The sequence below is a fragment of the Isoptericola sp. NPDC019482 genome (assembly GCF_040632295.1).
Lineage (GTDB): Bacteria > Actinomycetota > Actinomycetes > Actinomycetales > Cellulomonadaceae > Isoptericola.
Genome location: NZ_JBEYBQ010000019.1, coordinates 66788 through 84997 on the forward strand (window position 1 = coordinate 66788; position 18210 = coordinate 84997).

Genomic DNA, 18210 nt, shown 5'->3' on the forward strand with positions numbered 1-18210 from the left:
CAGCTACCGCAGGGGCCCTGTGGTGAACTCTCCCGCCGGGAACCCGAGCCTGAGCATCGCCTCGGACGTGAACACCACCATGATCTCGTCGCCGAGGAGGACGGCACCGCCCTCCTCGGTGGGGATGCCCACGACGAACCACACGGGACCGGCGGCGGCGACGTCGAGCCGGAGGGCGACCGGCACCTCGATCGTCCGGCCGGGACCGACGACCCGTCCGTCCCTGTCGCGAGGAGGGCCGAGCTCGAAGCGGTCCCAGAACGTGACCGCGGCGACGACCTGGAGGCCGGTCCACCGCCTCCACTCGGGGTGCTCCGTGACCCTCCATGACTCAGGTCCGTCGTCGCCCAGGGTGAGGAAGGTGGTCATCGGCGCGCTGAAGACCTCGACGCCGTGACGTCGTCGACGCGGGCCCCGACCAGTGCCGCGGCCGTCCGGTCGAAGTCCTCCCTCGTGCTCATGCCGGCTGGCGGCGGACGGGGAGGCCGAGGCCGCGCAGGGCGGCGCGCAGCGCGGGGGCGTCGGTGAACCGGACGCCGTGGAAGCCCAGCTCGCGGGCGGCCGCGACGTTGGCGGCGCTGTCGTCGACGAAGACGGTGCGCGACGGGTCGACGTCGTGGGTGTCGGCCAGGTGGCGGAAGATCGCCGGGTCGGGCTTGGCGAGCCCCACCCGTCCGGAGACCACGACGTGCTCCATGCGGGTCGTGGCGGGCGCGGCGTCGGCGGCGTGCGCGAACAGCTCCGCGGACCAGTTGGTCAGCCCGAGGAGCCGCACCCCGGCGGCGCGCAGCTCCTCCACCAGCTCGGCCGACCCCGGGACGGGCCCCGTGAGGGTGTCGGCGAAGCCCGCGACGTACTCGTCGAGCAGGGGCACCAGGTGAGGCCGGTCGGCGAGGGTCCCGCGGGCGTCGGCCCAGCTGCGCCCGGCGTCCTGGGCGAGGTTGAACGCGGGGAAGTCGATCTCTTCCATCCAGGCGTCGACCTCCGCCCGGGTACGGCGGGGGAACGCGCCGTACGGGTCCCAGCCGACGAGCACGTTGCCGAAGTCGAACACCACGGTGCTCACGCTCGCGGCGGTTGCGGTGTCGGTGTCGGCCTCGGCGGGCATCAGAGCATCTCCTTGGGGTCGATCTGCACGCGGACGCCGCCTCCCTCGCGCCGCGCGGAACGCACCGCGAGCGAGGCCCGCAGCTGGGCGGCGAGCTCCGCGCCCTGCGCGAGGGGGACGCGGAGCACCGTACGCACCTGGGGCTCCAGGGTGGCCCCGCGGCGCGCGTCGGCGTCGGGCTGCTCGACGGGCCCGAGGACGGTGTCGGGGCCCGCGAGCGCCACGCGGCCCACGAGGGCGTCGACGGCACCCCGGTCGCCGGTGACGGCAGCGACCCGGACGGCGGGCGGCAGCGCGAGCTCGCGGCGCTCCGCGAGCTCCCGGTCCGCCAGCCCACCCGGGTCGTAGCGCACGAGGGCGCCCGTCGGCGTGGGGGCGGCGTCCCCGACGAGGAGCACCTGTCCCCCGGCGCGGGCGGGGTGCACGAGGGCCGCGGCGGCGAGCCAGCGGTGCAGCGCCTCCGTGGCCGTGGCGAGCCCGGTGCCCGCGGTGGCCACGGCGGCGTCGAGCAGGAGCGCGACGGCGTACCCGCCGTCGGCGACGGGCTCGGCACCGGGGGTCGCGACGACGAGCGCCGGCTCGGGCCCGACCCGGTCGAGCACCCCGGCGGGCGCGGACGACGCGGACACCCGCACGGGCGTGCCCGCGAACGCCCTGCCGAGCTCCTCCGCCGTCCGGTCGGAGCCCACGCGGACGGCGCGCACCCGGGTGTCGCCGCACTCCTCGCAGCGCCAGCCGCCGGCGAGGCGGCCGCACCACGAGCACTGGGGCGCGCTGCCGGTGCGCGTCATGCCGAGGGGGCCGTGACACGTGCCGCAACGCGCGGCGGTGCGGCACCGGGCGCAGGCCACGACCGGCAGATAGCCGGTGCGCGGCACCTGCACGAGGACGGGACCCCGGGTCAGGCCGTCGCGGGCGGCGCGCCAGGCGGCGGTCGGCAGGCGCGCGGCCGCGCCGGGCCCCTCGGCGGCGAGCTCGACGGACGTCAGGGCGCGCACCCGCGGGGCGCGGGCCCGCAGCACGTCGCGCGGCGCGGCGATCTCGCGCGCCCACCCGGACGCGAGCAGCGCCTGCGCCTGCACCGTCCGACCCGGGGACGCCAGCAGGTATGCGGCCTCCTCGAGGTCGCTGCGCAGGGCGAGCACGTCGCGGGCGTGCGGGTACGGGGCGTGCGGCTCGGCGAGGGTGTCCTCGCCGTCCCCCCACAGCACCACCAGGCCGAGGTCCGGCACGGGGGCGAACATCGCGGCCCGCGTGCCGACGACGACGTCCGCGAGGCCGTGCCGGGCACGCAGGAACGCGCGGTACCGGGGGGCGGGCCCGTCGTCGGCCAGCAGGCGCACGACGTCGTCCACGCCGGCGTCGGCGAGCGCCACCACCACGCGCTCGACGTCGCGCGCATCAGGGGCGACGACGAGCACCCGCCGCCCGCCGGCGACGGTGGCGCGGGCGGCCTGCGCGACCGCGGCCGCCCAGTGCGGCACGTGCGCCGGCCCGTCGCCCGCGGGGGGCGCGAGGCCGGGCAGCGGCGTCCACACGGCCCGTGGGGCACCTCCGGCGAGCAGGTGCCGGCAGAACGCCTCCCCGCCCAGGTAGGACTCCCACGCGGCCGTGGAGCCCGCAGCGACGGGCCGCACCGCCCGGGGAGCCACGGGAGGCGCACCAGGCGCTGGAGGCGTGGAAGACAGCGAGGCGTCCCCGGACGCGCCCTGGGCGGCCTCACCGGTCTCCTGAGGGGTCTCCTGGGGCTCGTCCCGGCCGGTGGGCGCACCGACTGAGACCTCGGCGCCCTCCTCGCTCTCCCCGGCCGGCACGGGCGTCCCCTCGACTTCGCCCTCGGGCGCCGCGAGGACGGCGAGGACCTCCTTCTCGACGCGGGCGTGCCGCGGCGGCACGGCGAGGCGCAGCACGTCGGCGAGGGTGCCGGCGTACCGGTCCGCGACGGCGCGGGCCAGCCGCAGCACGGGCTCCGAAAGCACCGGGTCGCCGGAGACCACCCGCTTGAGCGGCACGAGACGCCCGTCGTGGTCGGACGTCGCGCGGCGCTCCACCACGTAGCCGGCCACCTCCTGCGGCCCGAACCGGGCCCGCACCCGCACGCCGGGCCGGGCGTCGTCGGCCATCGGCGCGGGCACCAGGTAGTCGTACGCGCGGTCCAGGTGGGCCGGCTGCAGGTCGAGCACCACCCGGGCGACGGGCAGCTCCTCGGCGACCGGTGTGGCCCCCAGGGCCGCCTTGCCGGCCTTGCCGCCCTTCCCGGGCTTGCTGCGCCCCTTCGTCGCGGCGTCGCGCGGGGCCGGGACGGCGTCGAGCCCGAGCAGCGCGGGCTGCTCGGGCTCGGGGGTCTCAGTCACGAGGCCATCCCATCACGCCCCACCCACGTGCCTGTCCCGGTTCACGCAGGCCGGGGAGACGCCGTGGTCCCGGAGCAGCGATCGACGCCGCCGTCCGACGAGAGGAGAGCGTGGCGGCAGGATTGCTTCGCGCGGACGTATCCCTCCCGAAGTGGAGGGCGCCCTGGCGTCCGTGAACGCGTCCGCGCGAAGCAATCTTGCCGCCACGCGGCCCCGACCCGAGTCGGAACGGTGGCCGAGACGATGGCCGAGACCGATCAGACCGCGGCCCGCAGCGCGTCGACGCGGTCCGTGCGCTCCCAGGTGAACCCGGGCAGGTCGCGCCCGAAGTGGCCGTAGGCGGCCGTCTGCGCGTACACGGGGCGCAGCAGGTCGAGGTCGCGGATGATCGCCGCGGGGCGCAGGTCGAACACGCTCTCGATGGCGGCGGCGATCCGCTCGGTGGGCACGGTCTCCGTGCCGAACGTCTCGACGTACAGGCCCACGGGGTGCGCCTTGCCGATCGCGTACGCGACCTGCACCTCGCAACGGCGCGCCAGCCCGGCGGCGACGACGTTCTTCGCGACCCAGCGCATCGCGTACGCGGCGGAGCGGTCCACCTTCGACGGGTCCTTGCCGGAGAACGCGCCGCCGCCGTGGCGTGCCATGCCGCCGTAGGTGTCGACGATGATCTTGCGGCCGGTGAGGCCGGCGTCGCCCTGCGGGCCGCCGACGACGAACTTGCCGGTCGGGTTGACGATGAGGCGGGCGTCCGACGTCTCGACGCCGGTCTCCCTGGCCACCTGGGCGAGCACGGGGGCGATGACGACGTCGGCGACCTCGCGCTGGAGCTTCTCCTGCACGATGTCGGCGTCGTGCTGGGTGGACAGCACCACGGTGTCGATGCGCACGGGCCGGTCGCCGTCGTAGGCGACGGTCACCTGGGTCTTGCCGTCGGGGCGCAGCCCGGGCAGCTCGCCCGAACGGCGCACGGCCGACAGCCGCTCCGCGAGGCGGTGCGACGTCCAGATCGGCAGCGGCATGAGCGACGGCGTCTCGTCGGTGGCGTACCCGAACATGAGGCCCTGGTCGCCCGCGCCCTGCGCGTCGAGGGGGTCGCGGTCGAGGCCGGGGCCGGAGGCGTCGTCGCGCTCCTCGAGGCTCTTGTCCACGCCCTGCGCGATGTCGGGCGACTGCTGCCCGATCGAGACGGACACGCCGCAGGAGTCGCCGTCGAAGCCGATCGCGGACGAGGTGTACCCGATCCGGCGCACGACCTCGCGCACGATCTGGGGGATCTCGACGTAGGCGTCGGTCGTGACCTCGCCGGCCACGTGCACGAGGCCCGTGGTCACCATCGTCTCGACCGCCACGCGCGAGCGGGGGTCCTGCGCCAGCAGCGCGTCCAGGATCGCGTCGGAGATCTGGTCGCACACCTTGTCCGGGTGGCCCTCGGTCACGGACTCGGACGTGAAGAGGCGCAGCGCATCGGTCATGGCGGACAGCCTACGGGCAGCGGCCCGCCTGACCAGGCCCCCGGGACAGGAAATGTCTCACATGCTGGGGTGAATCTCAGATGCCGGACAGCGTCTTCGCCACGGCGTCCCAGATCGCGTCGGCGACCTCGCGCTTGGACCCGGCGGCCTCCGTCACGACCTCGCCACGGCCGTCGAGCACCGTGACGGCGTTCGTCGGGGCACCGAAGCCGCGCCCCGCGCCCACGGCGTTCACCGCGAGCATGTCGGCCCCCTTGCGCAGCGCCTTGCGGCGCCCGTGCTCGAGGACGGAGCCGTCGGCGTCGCCCGTCTCGGCGGCGAAGCCGACGACGAGCTGGCCGGCGCGCAGCCGGTCGTGGGCGAGCTCGGCGAGCACGTCCGGGTTCTCCACCAGCGTGATCGGCGCCGGACCCGTGCCGGGCACCTTCTTGATCTTGGCGTCCGGCACGTCGGCCGGGCGGAAGTCGGCGACCGCCGCGGCCATCACGACGACGTCCGCGTCCGCGGCGCCAGCGCGCACGGCGTCGCGCAGCTCCGCCGTGGTCTCCACCGGGACGACGACGACGCCCGCCGCACGCGCCGGCGCGCAGACGGCGTCGTCCAGGTTCGCGGCGACGAGCGTCACGTCGGCGCCGCGGGCGCGCGCGGCCTCGGCCAGCGCCGCGCCCTGGCGGCCGCTCGACCGGTTGCCGATGAAGCGCACCGGGTCGATCGGCTCGCGCGTGCCGCCCGCGGACACGACGACCCTGCGGCCGGACAGGTCGTCGTGGTGCGCACCCTCGGCCGGCGCCGGGACCGTGCCCGCCACGGCCGCGAGAGCCACGCGGGCGATCTCCTCCGGCTCGGGCAGGCGGCCAGGGCCGGTGTCGGCGCCGGTGAGGCGGCCGCTGGCCGGATCGATCACCGTGACGCCGCGCTCGCGCAGCGTCGCCACGTTGGCGCGGGTGGCGGGGTGCTCCCACATCTCGGTGTGCATGGCAGGTGCCATCACCACCGGGCATCGCGCGGTGAGCAGCGCCGAGGTGAGGAGGTCGTCCGCCCGGCCGGTGGCGGCGCGGGCGAGCAGGTCCGCCGTGGCGGGCGCGACGACGACGAGGTCGGCGCCCTGGCCCAGGGCCACGTGCGGCACGTGCGCGACGTCCTCGAACACCTCGTCGGTGACGGGCTCGCCGGACAGCGCCTCGAACGTCGGCGCGCCGACGAAACGCAGGGCGGACGCGGTGGGGATCACCCGGACCGCGTGCCCCTGCTCGCGGAGCAGGCGCAGCAGCAGCACGGCCTTGTACGCGGCGATGCCGCCGCTCACGCCGAGCAGGATCCTCATCGTGCGCTACCTCGCCGCCGCAGGGTGGCGCCGGTCAAGGGCCGGCGCCGGACCGTCAGAAGGTGATCTCGTCGCCGGGGTCGGCGACCGGCTCCGCGGCGGCCGCGGGCTTCTCCTCGACGGGCGTGGAGGTGAGCAGGCCCTCGTTGATCTCGCGCATGGCGATGGAGAGCGGCTTCTCCTGGTTGCGGGTCTCGACCAGCGGGCCGACGTTCTCCAGCAGGCCCTCGTTGAGCTGCGAGTAGTACGCGTTGATCTGACGCGCGCGCTGGGACGCGTACAGCACGAGGCCGTACTTCGAGTCGGTGCGCTCGAGCAGCTCGTCGATGGGCGGGTCGGTGATGCCGATGGGCTGGGCCACGGTTCCGGCCATGGGTCACACTCCAGACAAAGTTCGGTGACGGGTTCGCTGACAGCTGCGGTGACGCGATGTCAGGGGGTCAGCGGTCCATCCTACCTGCGGTCGGGCGTGGACCCCCAGCCGGTGCCCTACAGGGCGACCCGTGGTGCGGCGGACGTCACACCCATCACGCGCGCGAGCCGGTCCGTGGCGTGGGTGACGTCGTCGTTGACGATCGTCACGTCGAACTCGGCCTCGGCCGCGAGCTCGGTCCGCGCCGTGCTCAGCCGCCGCTCGCGCTCCTCGGCGTCCTCCGTGCCGCGCCCGACCAGGCGCCGCACGAGCTCGTCGAAGCTCGGCGGCGCGAGGAAGACGAACTGCGCGGCGAGCCCCCGCGCCGCGACCGCCTCCCGCACCTGGCGGGCACCCTGCAGGTCGATCTCCAGCAGGGTGGGCACGCCCGCCGCGAGGTGCTCCTCCACCGGCCCGCGAGGCGTGCCGTACCGGTGCCGGCCGTGCACCACCGCCCACTCGAGCATCTGCCCCTCGGCGACCATCCGGTCGAACTCCTCGGGAGAGACGAACAGGTAGTGCACGCCGTGCACCTCGCCGGGGCGCGGCGGCCGCGTCGTCGCCGACACCGACAGCCACACCTGCGGGTAGCGGGCACGGACGTCGGCGGAGACCGTGCCCTTGCCGACGGCCGTCGGCCCCGCCAGCACGGTCAGCCGGGCCGGGGGCGTCCCGGCGGCCGCGCCGACGGTGACGGGGGCTTCCTGCGATGCCGGACGGCCGGCGGGTGGTGCGGAAATGTCAGCCAAACCTCTCGATGAGCGCCGAAGCCTGGTGCGGCCCGAGGCCGCGGACCCGACGAGTCTCGGCGATCCCGATCTCCTCCATGATCGCCCGGGCCTTCACCTTACCGACCCCGGGGAGCGACTCGAGCAGCGAGACGACTTTGAGCTTGCCCACGACGTCGTCCTTCTGCCCCTTCTCGATCACGTCCTTGAGGGAGCCCTGGGAGTACTTCAACCGGTTCTTGATCTCCGCGCGGACGCGCCGAGCCTCGGCCGCCTTCTCGAGGGCCGCAGCACGCTGTTCCGGGGTGAGAGGGGGGAGAGCCACGCAAGTCACCTACTCTGTCGGTCCGCCTGTGAGGGAACTGCTCCCTCGAAAGTAGCCACGACCTGCGGAGGCGGCAATCCGTAGCACGGGAGCGACCGCCCTCCGACCGGGAGGAAAGCGGCATTAGGGTCAGGACATCGTCGCAGGTCGCGCGCCTGCGCGAAAAAGTGCTGCTCCGGCCCCCGCGCGGCGTTCTACGGTCGGGTCATGCCGACCGACCCGAGCACGGTCCCTGACGCCACCCCGGACGCAACCCCGGACGCAACCCCGGACGCCACCGAGGACGGATGGTTCCCGGAGAGCGTCGCCGCCTCCTACGACTCCTCCACCGACCGTGAGTTCGACCCGGCGGTGGTCGCCCGGACCGTCGACGTGCTCGCCGAGCTCGCCGGCGACGGCGCCGCCCTCGAGCTGGCCGTCGGCACGGGCCGCGTCGCCGCACCGCTCGCCCTGCGCGGGGTGCCCACCCATGGCATCGAGCTGTCCCGGGCGATGGCGGCGCGCGTCGCGGACAAGCCGGGCGGCGACCGGGTCGAGGTGACGATCGGCGACATGACGACGGCGCGCGTGCCCGGCGAGTTCGCCGTCGCCTACCTCGTCTTCAACACCATCGGCAACGTCACGACCCAGGACGGTCAGGTGGACTGCTTCCGCACGGCGGCGGCGCACCTGCGTCCCGGCGGGCACTTCGTGGTCGAGGTCGGGGTGCCGCCCCTGCGCCGCATGCCGCCCGGCCAGGACACGGTGCCGTTCACGGTCGCGCCCGACGACGCCGGCGGCGGGTACGTGGGCTTCGACCGGATCGACGTCGTCACCCAGGGGTTCACGTCGAACCACGTGACCGTCGGGCCGGACGGCTCGGGTCGGTTCCGGTGGCTGCCGTTCCGGTACGTCTGGCCGGCCGAGCTGGACCTCATGGCACGGCTCGCCGGGATGCGCCTGGTGCACCGCTGGGGGGACTGGGAGCGCACGCCCTTCACCGCCGACAGCGAGCGGCACGTGTCCGTCTGGCAGGTCACCGGGTCCTGACGCCGGCACCTGACGTCGGCACCTGACGCCAGCACCACCGGGACGACGACGGGCCCGCCCCCGTGAGGGGCGGGCCCGTCGTGCGGGCGGCCGGCGTCAGGGACGCAGCGCGGCCCGCGCGTCAGCCACCGCGGACGCCGCCGCCTCGCGCAGCCCGTCGGCGTCGGGCCCCGCCGCGAGGACGCCGCGGGACGACGAGGCGAGCACCTGTCGCCGCGCGTCCCCGAAGGCCGAGGCGAGCTCCCGCTCCCCCGCGCCCTGCGCGCCCACCCCGGGAGCGAGCAGCGGGCCGTGCACCGCAACGAGGTCCGTGCCGGTCTCGCGGGCGGCGTCGCCGACCGTGGCGCCGACGACGAGCCCGACCGAGCCCATCGGCAGCCCCTCGGCCACCGCGCCCGCGTTGAGCACCGCGGCCTGGGCGGCGACCGACGCCGCGACGCTCACGCCGTCGGGCCCGACCGCGTGCTGCACCTCGTGCCCCTCCTTGTTGGAGGTGAGGCACAGCACGAAGATGCCGCGCCCGGTGCGGGCGGCCAGCTCGGCGGCCGGGGCCAGCGAGCCGAAGCCCAGGTAGGGCGACACCGTCACGGCGTCGCCCGCGAGCGGGGAGCCGTCGGCCAGGAAGGCGTCCGCGTACGCGCCCATCGTCGAGCCGATGTCGCCGCGCTTGGCGTCGACGATCGTCAGGGTGCCGACGGCCCGCGACGCGGCGATCACGTCCTCCAGCGCAGCCACGCCGGCCGAGCCGTGCCGCTCGAAGAACGCGGCCTGCGGCTTGAAGGCCGCGACCCGCCCGCCGAGCGCGTCCACGACGCGCAGCCCGAACTCGCGCACCCCGGCGGCGTCGTCGCCCAGCCCCCAGGCCGAGAGCAGCGACGCGTGCGGGTCGATGCCCACGCACAGGGGGCCGTGGGCGTCCATCGCCGCGGCGAGGCGCGCGCCGAACGGCACCGGCGTCGCGGCCGCCGCCGCACCGGGCGTCGCCGCGGCGCTCACGCCGACACCCCCGCCGCGGCGCCGAGCCGCTCCCGCGTCGCCACCGTGTGCTCCTGCAGGCTCGCGACGTCGAACGGCCCGCCGCGCACCGCCTCGATGCCCTGCACCGCCGCGGCGAGCTGGTCCACCGTGGTGATCATCGGCTTGTCGGCGGCCGTGGTGGCCGCGCGGATCTCGTAGCCGTCGGCCCGCGCACCCTGGCCCGACGGCGAGTTGACGACGAGGTCCACGTCGCCGTCGGTGATGAGGTCGACGATCGTCGGCTCCCCGTCGGCGCCGCGCCCCTCGGAGAACTTGCGCACCACCGTGCTGCCGATGCCGTTGCGGCGCAGCACCTGGGCGGTGCCGGCCGTGGCGAGCACCTCGAAGCCCAGCTCGGCGAGCCGCTTCACCGGGAAGATGATCGAGCGCTTGTCGCGGTCGGCGACCGACACGAACACCCGGCCCGCGGTGGGCAGCCCGCCGAACGCGGCGGCCTGCGACTTCGCGAACGCGTGCGGGAAGTCCTTGTCGAAGCCCATGACCTCGCCGGTGGAACGCATCTCCGGGCCGAGCACCGTGTCGACGACCTGGCCCTCGGCGGTACGGAACCGCTTGAAGGGCAGCACGGCCTCCTTGACGGCCAGCGGCGCGCCCAGGTCGAGCGTGCCGCCGTCGCCCTCGGCGGGCAGGACGCCCGCCGCGCGCAGCTCGGCGATCGACTCGCCGACCATGACCCGGGCCGCGGCCTTCGCCATCGAGGTGCCCGTCGCCTTGGACACGAACGGCACGGTGCGCGACGCCCGCGGGTTCGCCTCGAGCACGTACAGGACGTCGGAGACGAGCGCGTACTGCACGTTGAGCAGGCCGCGCACGCCGACGCCCTTCGCGATCGCCTCCGTCGAGCGGCGGATCCGCTCGATCTCCGCGTCCGACAGGGAGACGGGCGGCAGCACGCAGGCCGAGTCGCCGGAGTGGATGCCGGCCTCCTCGATGTGCTCCATGACGCCGCCGAGGAACATCTCCTCGCCGTCGAACAGGGCGTCGACGTCGATCTCCATCGCGTCGTCGAGGAAGCGGTCGATGAGCAGCGGAGCGGGCAGCAGGCCGCCGGCCGTGCGCTCGTCCGCGGCGGCCGCCTCGAGGGCCCGCTCGACGTACTCGGTGAGCTGCTCGGCGGAGTACACGATCTCCATGCCGCGGCCGCCCAGCACGTACGACGGGCGCACCAGCACCGGGTAGCCGATGGTCTCGGCGACCTCGCGGGCCTGGCCCAGCGAGCGGGCCGTGCCGAACGCGGGGGCGGGCAGGCCGGCGTCGAGCAGCACCTGGCCGAAGATGCCGCGGTCCTCGGCGGCGTCGATGGCCTCGGGCGAGGTGCCGAGGATCGGCACGCCGGCGTCCGCCAGGCGCTGGGCGAGGGCGAGCGGCGTCTGCCCGCCGAGCTGCACGATGACGCCCTTGACCGGCCCGGCGGCGAGCTCCGCCTCGTAGACCTCGAGGACGTCCTCGAAGGTCAGCGGCTCGAAGTACAGGCGGTCGGAGGTGTCGTAGTCCGTCGAGACGGTCTCCGGGTTGCAGTTGACCATGACGGTCTCGTACCGCTCCGACAGGGTCAGGGCGGCGTGCACGCACGAGTAGTCGAACTCGATGCCCTGACCGATCCGGTTCGGGCCCGAGCCCAGGATGATGACGGCCTCGCGCTCGCGCGGCGCCACCTCGGTCTCCTCGTCGTAGGTCGAGTAGTGGTACGGCGTGCGGGCCGCGAACTCGGCCGCGCACGTGTCGACCGTCTTGTAGACGGGGCGGACACCGAGCGCGCGCCGCACCTCGCGGACGGTGGCCTCCCCCGCCGGCCCCATGCCGCGCAGCCGCGCGACCTGCACGTCGGACAGGCCGTGCCGCTTGGCGCGGCGCAGCACGTCCTCGGTCAGGGTGGGGCCGGTGGCGACCTCGGCGGCGACCTCGTTCATCAGCAGGATCTGGTCGAGGAACCAGGGGTCGATCTTGGTCGCGTCGAACACGGCCTCGAGCGTCGTGTGCCCGGCGACGACGGCGCGCAGCGCCTGCTGCACGCCGACCATCCGGTGCTCGGTGGGCCGCACGATGTCGGCCAGCAGCTGGTCGAGCTCCGCCCCGGACGGCGCGGCGCCGTCCCAGTGGAACGCGACCCCGCCCTTGTCGATGGAGCGCAGGGCCTTGCCGAGCGCCTCGGTGAAGTTGCGGCCCAGCGCCATGGCCTCGCCCACCGACTTCATGGTGGTGGTGAGCGTCGGGTCGGCGGCCGGGAACTTCTCGAACGCGAACCGCGGCACCTTGACGACCACGTAGTCGAGCGTGGGCTCGAAGCTGGCGGGCGTGACGCGGGTGATGTCGTTCGGGATCTCGTCCAGGGTGTAGCCCACGGCGAGCTTGGCCGCGATCTTCGCGATCGGGAAGCCGGTCGCCTTGGACGCCAGGGCCGAGGAGCGCGAGACGCGCGGGTTCATCTCGATGACGATGATGCGTCCCGTGTCGGGGTCGACGGCGAACTGGATGTTGCAGCCGCCGGTGTCGACGCCGACCTCGCGGATGACGGCGATGCCGATGTCGCGCAGCTTCTGGTACTCGCGGTCGGTGAGCGTCATCGCGGGGGCGACCGTGACCGAGTCGCCCGTGTGCACGCCGACCGGGTCGACGTTCTCGATCGAGCAGACGACCACGACGTTGTCGTCCTTGTCGCGCATCAGCTCGAGCTCGTACTCCTTCCAGCCGAGGATCGACTCCTCCAGGAGCACCTCGGTGGTCGGCGAGTAGTGCAGGCCCTGGCCGACGATGCGGCGCAGCTCCGTCTCGTCGTACGCGAATCCGGAGCCCAGGCCGCCCATCGTGAAGGACGGGCGCACGACCATCGGGTAGCCCAGGTCGGCGGCCGCCGCGACGGCCTCGTCCACGGTGTGCACGATGACGGAACGGGCGGACTCGCCGCCGCACTTGGCGACGACGTCCTTGAACTGCTGGCGGTCCTCGCCCTTCTGGATGGCGGGGATGTTCGCGCCGATGAGCTCGACGTCGTACTGCTCGAGGACGCCGGCCTCGTCGAGGGCGATGGCGGCGTTGAGCGCCGTCTGGCCGCCCAGGGTGGGCAGGAGGGCGTCGGGGCGCTCCTTGGCGATGATCGAGGTGAGCACCTCGGTGGTGATCGGCTCGACGTAGGTCGCGTCGGCGAACTCCGGGTCAGTCATGATCGTGGCCGGGTTCGAGTTCACGAGGACGACGCGCAGGCCCTCCTCCTTGAGCACGCGGCAGGCCTGCGTGCCGGAGTAGTCGAACTCGCAGGCCTGGCCGATGACGATCGGGCCGGAGCCGATGACCAGGACGGAGGAGAGGTCGGAACGGCGGGGCATCAGTTCTCCTTCAGCGCGGCCAGCGTGGCGGCGGGGACGGTCACGGGCTCGCGGGTCGTCATGAGCTCGACGAAGCGGTCGAAGAGGTAGGCGCTGTCGTGCGGGCCGGCGGCGGCCTCGGGGTGGTACTGCACGGAGAAGGCCGGCACGTCGAGCGCGGTCAGCCCCTCGACCACCTGGTCGTTGAGGCCGACGTGGGACACGATGACGCGGCCGTAGGCGCGGCCGTCGGCGCGCTCGGCGTCGTGCGGCGCCGTGGACACGGCGTCGAGCGGCGCGTCGACGGCGAAGCCGTGGTTGTGCGCCGTGACCTCGACCTTGCCGGTGGTGCGGTCCATGACCGGCTGGTTGATGCCGCGGTGGCCGTACCCGAGCTTGTACGTGCCGTACCCGAGGGCGCGGCCCAGCAGCTGGTTGCCGAAGCAGATGCCGAAGAACGGGATGCCACGGTCCAGCACGCCGCGCAGCAGCTCGATCTCGTGCGTGGCCGACGACGGGTCGCCGGGCCCGTTGGAGAAGAACACGCCCGTGGGCGAGCCGTCCGTCGGGAGCAGGGCCTCGATGTCGGCGATCGTGGCCGACTGCGGCACGACGTGCACGCGCACGCCCCGCTGCGCCAGGCGCGCGGGCGTCATGGCCTTGATGCCGAGGTCGACTGCGACGACCGTCGCGAGCGGCTCCCGCCCGGCGAACTCGCCCGACGGCTCGACGACGTACGCCTGGTCGGTCGTGACCTCCGGGGAGAGGTTGGCGCCCGCCATCTGCGGGGAGGCCTGCACCTCGGCGACGAGCTCCGGGACGGACCGCTCGACGAGCGTGCCGCCGGCGACCTCGCGCACCAGCGCGTCGCCGGAGAAGATCCCGGCGCGCATGACGCCCAGCTCGCGCAGGTGGCGCGTGAGCTTGCGGGTGTCGACGTCGCTGATGCCCACGACGCCCTGGGCCGCGAGCTCGTCGGCGAGGGAACGATCGGCGCGCCAGGAGGACACGCGGCGGGCGGGGTCGCGCAGCACGTAGCCGGCCACCCAGATCTTGCCGGACTCCGGGTCCTCGTCGTTGATGCCGGTGTTCCCGACGTGCGGGGCCGTCATCACGACGATCTGCCGGTGGTAGGAGGGGTCGGTGAGCGTCTCCTGGTAGCCGGTCATGCCGGTGGAGAAGACGATCTCGCCGAACGTCGCGCCGCGGGCGCCGTAGGCGCGGCCGCGGGCCACGGTGCCGTCCTCGAGCACGAGGAGCGCCGCCTGGGGTGCGGGCGCGGGGCTGGTCTGGGAGCTGGAGGTCACTGCTCGTCCTTCGGTGCGGGGGCAGAGGTCATGAGGTGGCGCACGGCGTCGACCAGGCGGGAGCGGTCGGGCGCGAGGCGGGTGCGCAGGCCGGTGTCGAGGGCGACCGCCGGCACGCCGTCGCGCTCCGGGTCCTCCCAGGTGACGACGACCAGGCCGTCGGCGCCGACGTACTTGCCGGCCATGCCGGGGGCCAGGCCGACGCCGCGCAGGGCGGCCACGGGCGCGAACACGTCCGGGGCGCCGTCACGCTCGACCAGGACGCCGGCGTCGTGCACGGACACGTGGGCGGTGGAGCGGTCGCCGAGGTGGTGCGCGCCGACCCGGGCCAGCCAGTCCCCCGAGAGCGTCGAGGAGACGTAGGTGGCGTCGAGCGGGCCGAGGCGCAGGGCGCCGAGGTCCTCCGGGACGGCGGGCGGCGCGGGGACCGTGTCCTTCGTGCGCGCGGCGAGCCGCCGGCGGCCGCCGAGGATCACGAGCAGGAGCAGGACGCCGATCACGACCCAGATCCCGACCGCGACGGGCATAGGAAGGTTCATCGGGCGCCTCCCCGCGTGCCCGCGGCGGCGGCCGCGACGGGCTCGCCGTCCAGGACGGTCGCGCGGCCGCGCAGGAACGTCGCCACGACGCGGCCGGGCAGCTCGCGGCCCGCGAACGGCGTGTTGCCGCTCGCGGTGGCCTGCGCGGCGCCGTCGACCGTCCGGGTGGCGGCCGGGTCGACCAGGGTGAGGTTGGCGGGCTCGCCGACCTCGAGCGGTCGGCCGTGGTCGGCGACCCGACCGATGCGGGCGGGGTTGGTCGACAGGACGCGCGCGACGTCGGCCCAGGTGAGGCGGCCGGTGTCGACCATGGTCTGCTGCACGACCGAGAGGGCGGTCTCGAGCCCGGTCATCCCGAACGCGGCGGCGCCCCACTCGCAGTCCTTGTCCTCGCGGGTGTGCGGGGCGTGGTCGGTGGCGACGATGTCGATCGTGCCGTCGGCCAGGCCCTGACGCACGGCCTCGACGTCCTCGGCCGTCCGCAGCGGCGGGTTCACCTTGTACGTCGGGTCGTAGGTGCGGGCGAGCTCGTCCGTGAGGATCAGGTGGTGCGGCGTCACCTCGGCGGTGACGTCGATGCCGCGGCCCTTGGCCCAGCGGACGATCTCGACCGAGCCCGCGGTCGACAGGTGGCAGACGTGCAGGCGCGAGCCGACGTGCTCGGCGAGCAGCACGTCGCGGGCGATGATCGCCTCCTCGGCGACGGCGGGCCAGCCGGCCAGCCCGATCTCGGCGGAGACGACGCCCTCGTTCATCTGGGCGCCCTCGGTGAGGCGCGGCTCCTGCGCGTGCTGCGCGACGACGCCGTCGAACGCCTTGACGTACTCCAGCGCCCGGCGCATGAGGATCGGGTCGTGCACGCACTTGCCGTCGTCGGAGAAGACGCGGACGCGGGCGGCGGAGTCGGCCATCGCGCCGAGCTCGGCGAGGCGCTCGCCCCCCAGGCCCACGGTGACGGCACCGACCGGGTGCACGTCGACCCAGCCGGACTCCTGGCCCAGGCGCCACACCTGCTCGACGACGCCGGCGGTGTCGGCGACGGGCGACGTGTTGGCCATGGCGTGCACGGCGGTGAAACCGCCGGCCGCGGCGGCGCGCGTGCCGGAGGCGACCGTCTCGGCGTCCTCGCGGCCGGGCTCGCGCAGGTGCGTGTGCAGGTCGACCAGGCCGGGCAGGAGCACGTGCCCGTCTGCCGCGATCTCCACGACGTCCTCGCCGGCGGGCAGGTCCGCGGTGCCGGGCGCCGCGACCTGGGTGATCACGCCGTCGGCCAGGACGACGTCGGCGGGCTCGCCGCCCAGGGGGCGGGCCCCGCGCAGCACGTAGGTGGTGGTCACAGGGCGGTCCCTTCGGTGGTGCTCGAGACAGGGGCGGGCACAGAGGCGGACGAGGCGGTGCCGGACAGCAGCAGGTAGAGCGAGGCCATGCGCACGGCGACGCCGTTGGCGACCTGCTCCACGATGACGGCGCGGTCGGAGTCGGCCGCCTCGGCGGAGATCTCCAGCCCGCGGTTCATCGGGCCGGGGTGCATGACGATGGAGTGCTCGGGCAGCAGCGCCAGGCGGCGGCCGTCGAGGCCGAAGTAGCGGGTGTACTCCAGCGGGCTCGGGAAGAACGCCCCCGCGCCCCCGGACATCCGCTCGCGCTGCACGCGCAGCATCATCACGGCGTCCGGCTGCCAGTCGGCGAGCGTGGCGTCCAGGTCGTAGGACGTGCGGCACGGCCAGGTCTCGACCCCGACCGGCAGCAGCGTGGGCGGCGACACGAGCGTCACCTCGGCGCCGAGCGTGCGCAGCAGCCACACGTTGGCCCGGGCGACGCGCGAGTGCAGGACGTCGCCCACGATCGCGACCTTCACGCCCGCGAGGTCGGCGCCGACGCCGTCGTCGCCCCCGCGGCGCAGCCCGCCGCCGTGGCCGGCAGCTCCACCGACCACGTGCCGGCGGATCGTGTAGGCGTCGAGCAGCGCCTGCGTGGGGTGCATGTGCGTGCCGTCGCCGGCGTTGAGCACGGCCGCGTCGAGCCAGCCCGCGTGGGCGAGCTGGTACGGGGCGCCCGAGGCCCAGTGGCGCACCACCACGGCGTCGGCGCCCATCGCGTGCAGGGTGAGCGCGGTGTCCTTGAGCGACTCGCCCTTGGAGACGCTCGACCCCTTGGCCGAGAAGTTGATGACGTCCGCGGACAGCCGCTTGGCGGCCGTCTCGAACGAGATGCGCGTGCGGGTGGAGTCCTCGAAGAAGAGGTTCACCACGGTGCGGCCGCGCAGCGTCGGCAGCTTCTTGATCTCGCGGGACTGCGTCGCGGCCATCTGCGCGGCGGTGTCGAGGAGCTCGATCGCCTCGTCCTTGGCGAGGTCGGCGGTGGACAGCAGGTGCTTCATCGCCCGCTCCCGTCGCCCGGGACCGCGCCGTCGGGCTCGCGCCCGCTGATCACGACGGCGTCGGAGCCGTCCACCTCGGCGAGGAGCACGCGCACGCGCTCCGTCTGCGCCGTCGGGAGGTTCTTGCCCACGAAGTCGGGGCGGATCGGCAGCTCACGATGGCCCCGGTCCACCAGGCACGCGAGCCGGACGGCCTGCGGGCGGCCGAGGTCGCCGATGGCGTCGAGCGCGGCGCGGATGGTGCGGCCGGAGAAGAGGACGTCGTCGACGAGGACGACCGTCTTGCCCTCGATCCCCGCGGCGGGCAGCCGGGTGACGCCGACGGCGCGCGTGGGCTGGCGGCGCAGGTCGTCGCGGTACATCGTGACGTCCAGCTCGCCCAGGTCGCGCTCCGGGTCGAAGGCGGGGTCGATGCTCGCGAGCCGCTGCGCGAGGCGCGCGGCGAGGGTGACCCCACGGGTCGGGATGCCGAGCAGGACGACGTCCTGGGCCCCCTTGGCGCGCTCGACGATCTCGTGCGCGATGCGGGTGAGGGCGCGGGCGACGTCGCTCGCGCCGAGCACGACCGTCCCTTCCGGGGCGTCGGGCAGTTCGGGTGTTCCGGGCATACCGGTGCCAGCAGCCACTGGCGACCTCCTTCTCCGCCTCACGGGACGGGGTTAAAGGGTGTCGTTCTGACGGCCTCCACCCTATCCCGTCGCCCTCGCTCCGCCCGTGAGCGTGCCCACCATGCGGGCGCGGCGTGCGTCACACACCGTGTCCCCCGGGCGCCGGAATGCCGAACAGGCGGTGGCGCACGCATCCGGCCCGCAGGGAGAGGGGCCCACCCCGGAGGGCGGCCCCGGGCCGGGCAGGCCGCCTGGTCGGACAGGGCGGGTGTTTAGAGAAC

General features: G+C 74.8%; 16 protein-coding genes. 1 reads left to right on the forward strand and 15 read right to left on the reverse strand.

The annotated features are described in order from the left end of the window. Positions 1-3: 3 nt before the first annotated feature. The 8 genes from ABZ493_RS13780 to mihF all read right to left on the reverse strand — a co-directional run bounded on the left by ABZ493_RS13780 (position 4) and on the right by mihF (position 7726). A complete protein-coding gene (locus ABZ493_RS13780; RefSeq protein ID WP_430582707.1) occupies positions 4-369 on the reverse strand; it encodes a hypothetical protein in 366 nt (121 codons plus the stop codon). An 88-nt stretch (positions 370-457) separates the two neighbouring features. Then, the gene (locus ABZ493_RS13785; protein WP_430582708.1) at positions 458-1108 is read right to left on the reverse strand and encodes an HAD family phosphatase; all 651 of its coding nucleotides are present in this window, start codon (positions 1106-1108) and stop codon (positions 458-460) included. Then, a complete protein-coding gene (locus tag ABZ493_RS13790) occupies positions 1108-3462 on the reverse strand; it encodes a primosomal protein N' (protein WP_430582709.1) in 2355 nt (784 codons plus the stop codon). Before ABZ493_RS13790 ends, ABZ493_RS13785 begins: the two co-directional genes overlap by 1 nt. A 257-nt stretch (positions 3463-3719) precedes the next feature. Next, complete coding sequence (metK, locus tag ABZ493_RS13795; protein ID WP_430582710.1) at positions 3720-4937, reverse strand: methionine adenosyltransferase; 1218 nt, start codon at positions 4935-4937, stop codon at positions 3720-3722. Positions 4938-5013: 76 nt separating this feature from the next. Then, positions 5014-6261, reverse strand: a complete 1248-nt coding sequence (coaBC, locus tag ABZ493_RS13800) for a bifunctional phosphopantothenoylcysteine decarboxylase/phosphopantothenate--cysteine ligase CoaBC (protein WP_430582711.1) — start codon at positions 6259-6261, stop codon at positions 5014-5016. Between the two features lie 55 nt (positions 6262-6316). Next, positions 6317-6634, reverse strand: a complete 318-nt coding sequence (gene rpoZ / locus ABZ493_RS13805; protein WP_430570201.1) for a DNA-directed RNA polymerase subunit omega — start codon at positions 6632-6634, stop codon at positions 6317-6319. Between the two features lie 116 nt (positions 6635-6750). Beyond that, positions 6751-7329: a guanylate kinase gene (gene gmk, locus ABZ493_RS13810; protein ID WP_430582722.1), complete on the reverse strand. Its 579-nt coding sequence runs from the start codon at positions 7327-7329 to the stop codon at positions 6751-6753. Between the two features lie 85 nt (positions 7330-7414). Further along, positions 7415-7726 carry an integration host factor, actinobacterial type gene (gene mihF / locus ABZ493_RS13815; RefSeq protein ID WP_079575226.1) on the reverse strand — a complete coding sequence of 104 codons (312 nt, stop codon included), beginning with the start codon at positions 7724-7726 and terminating at the stop codon, positions 7415-7417. Positions 7727-7933: 207 nt separating this feature from the next. Here mihF and ABZ493_RS13820 point away from each other — a divergent pair, with 207 nt between their 5' ends. Next, positions 7934-8755 (forward strand): class I SAM-dependent methyltransferase, encoded by an 822-nt coding sequence (locus ABZ493_RS13820; protein ID WP_430582712.1) that lies wholly within the window; start codon positions 7934-7936, stop codon positions 8753-8755. 96 nt (positions 8756-8851) lie between these two features. On the opposite strand, the gene pyrF is transcribed toward ABZ493_RS13820, so the two are convergent. Genes pyrF through pyrR form a run of 7 tightly spaced genes read right to left on the reverse strand, consistent with a single transcriptional unit; the run spans position 8852 to position 17929 of the window. Beyond that, positions 8852-9751, reverse strand: coding sequence for an orotidine-5'-phosphate decarboxylase (gene pyrF, locus ABZ493_RS13825; RefSeq protein ID WP_430582713.1), 900 nt, complete (start codon positions 9749-9751; stop codon positions 8852-8854). Further along, the gene (gene carB / locus ABZ493_RS13830) at positions 9748-13116 is read right to left on the reverse strand and encodes a carbamoyl-phosphate synthase large subunit (protein WP_430582714.1); all 3369 of its coding nucleotides are present in this window, start codon (positions 13114-13116) and stop codon (positions 9748-9750) included. The genes pyrF and carB overlap by 4 nt, the downstream gene beginning before the upstream one ends. Then, a complete protein-coding gene (gene carA, locus ABZ493_RS13835) occupies positions 13116-14402 on the reverse strand; it encodes a glutamine-hydrolyzing carbamoyl-phosphate synthase small subunit (protein ID WP_430582715.1) in 1287 nt (428 codons plus the stop codon). The genes carB and carA overlap by 1 nt, the downstream gene beginning before the upstream one ends. Continuing rightward, positions 14399-14941, reverse strand: coding sequence for a hypothetical protein (locus tag ABZ493_RS13840; RefSeq protein ID WP_430582716.1), 543 nt, complete (start codon positions 14939-14941; stop codon positions 14399-14401). The genes carA and ABZ493_RS13840 overlap by 4 nt, the downstream gene beginning before the upstream one ends. After that, positions 14938-16278, reverse strand: coding sequence for a dihydroorotase (locus tag ABZ493_RS13845; RefSeq protein ID WP_430582717.1), 1341 nt, complete (start codon positions 16276-16278; stop codon positions 14938-14940). Before ABZ493_RS13845 ends, ABZ493_RS13840 begins: the two co-directional genes overlap by 4 nt. Continuing rightward, positions 16275-17321, reverse strand: coding sequence for an aspartate carbamoyltransferase catalytic subunit (locus ABZ493_RS13850; protein ID WP_430582718.1), 1047 nt, complete (start codon positions 17319-17321; stop codon positions 16275-16277). The genes ABZ493_RS13845 and ABZ493_RS13850 overlap by 4 nt, the downstream gene beginning before the upstream one ends. Beyond that, a complete protein-coding gene (gene pyrR / locus ABZ493_RS13855) occupies positions 17318-17929 on the reverse strand; it encodes a bifunctional pyr operon transcriptional regulator/uracil phosphoribosyltransferase PyrR (protein WP_430582723.1) in 612 nt (203 codons plus the stop codon). Before pyrR ends, ABZ493_RS13850 begins: the two co-directional genes overlap by 4 nt. Positions 17930-18210: the final 281 nt, after the last annotated feature.

Excerpts from the sequence above, each read along its gene's own strand:
- ABZ493_RS13780 (WP_430582707.1), bottom strand. The coding sequence starts at position 369 with ATGACCACCTTCCTCACCCTGGGCGACGACGGACCTGAGTCATGGAGG.
- carB (WP_430582714.1), bottom strand. The coding sequence starts at position 13,116 with ATGCCCCGCCGTTCCGACCTCTCCTCCGTCCTGGTCATCGGCTCCGGC.
- ABZ493_RS13850 (WP_430582718.1), bottom strand. The coding sequence starts at position 17,321 with ATGAAGCACCTGCTGTCCACCGCCGACCTCGCCAAGGACGAGGCGATC.
- ABZ493_RS13840 (WP_430582716.1), bottom strand. The coding sequence starts at position 14,941 with ATGAACCTTCCTATGCCCGTCGCGGTCGGGATCTGGGTCGTGATCGGC.
- pyrR (WP_430582723.1), bottom strand. The coding sequence starts at position 17,929 with ATGCCCGGAACACCCGAACTGCCCGACGCCCCGGAAGGGACGGTCGTG.
- ABZ493_RS13785 (WP_430582708.1), bottom strand. The coding sequence starts at position 1,108 with ATGCCCGCCGAGGCCGACACCGACACCGCAACCGCCGCGAGCGTGAGC.
- metK (WP_430582710.1), bottom strand. The coding sequence starts at position 4,937 with ATGACCGATGCGCTGCGCCTCTTCACGTCCGAGTCCGTGACCGAGGGC.
- coaBC (WP_430582711.1), bottom strand. The coding sequence starts at position 6,261 with ATGAGGATCCTGCTCGGCGTGAGCGGCGGCATCGCCGCGTACAAGGCC.
- rpoZ (WP_430570201.1), bottom strand. The coding sequence starts at position 6,634 with ATGGCCGGAACCGTGGCCCAGCCCATCGGCATCACCGACCCGCCCATC.
- ABZ493_RS13820 (WP_430582712.1), top strand. The coding sequence starts at position 7,934 with ATGCCGACCGACCCGAGCACGGTCCCTGACGCCACCCCGGACGCAACC.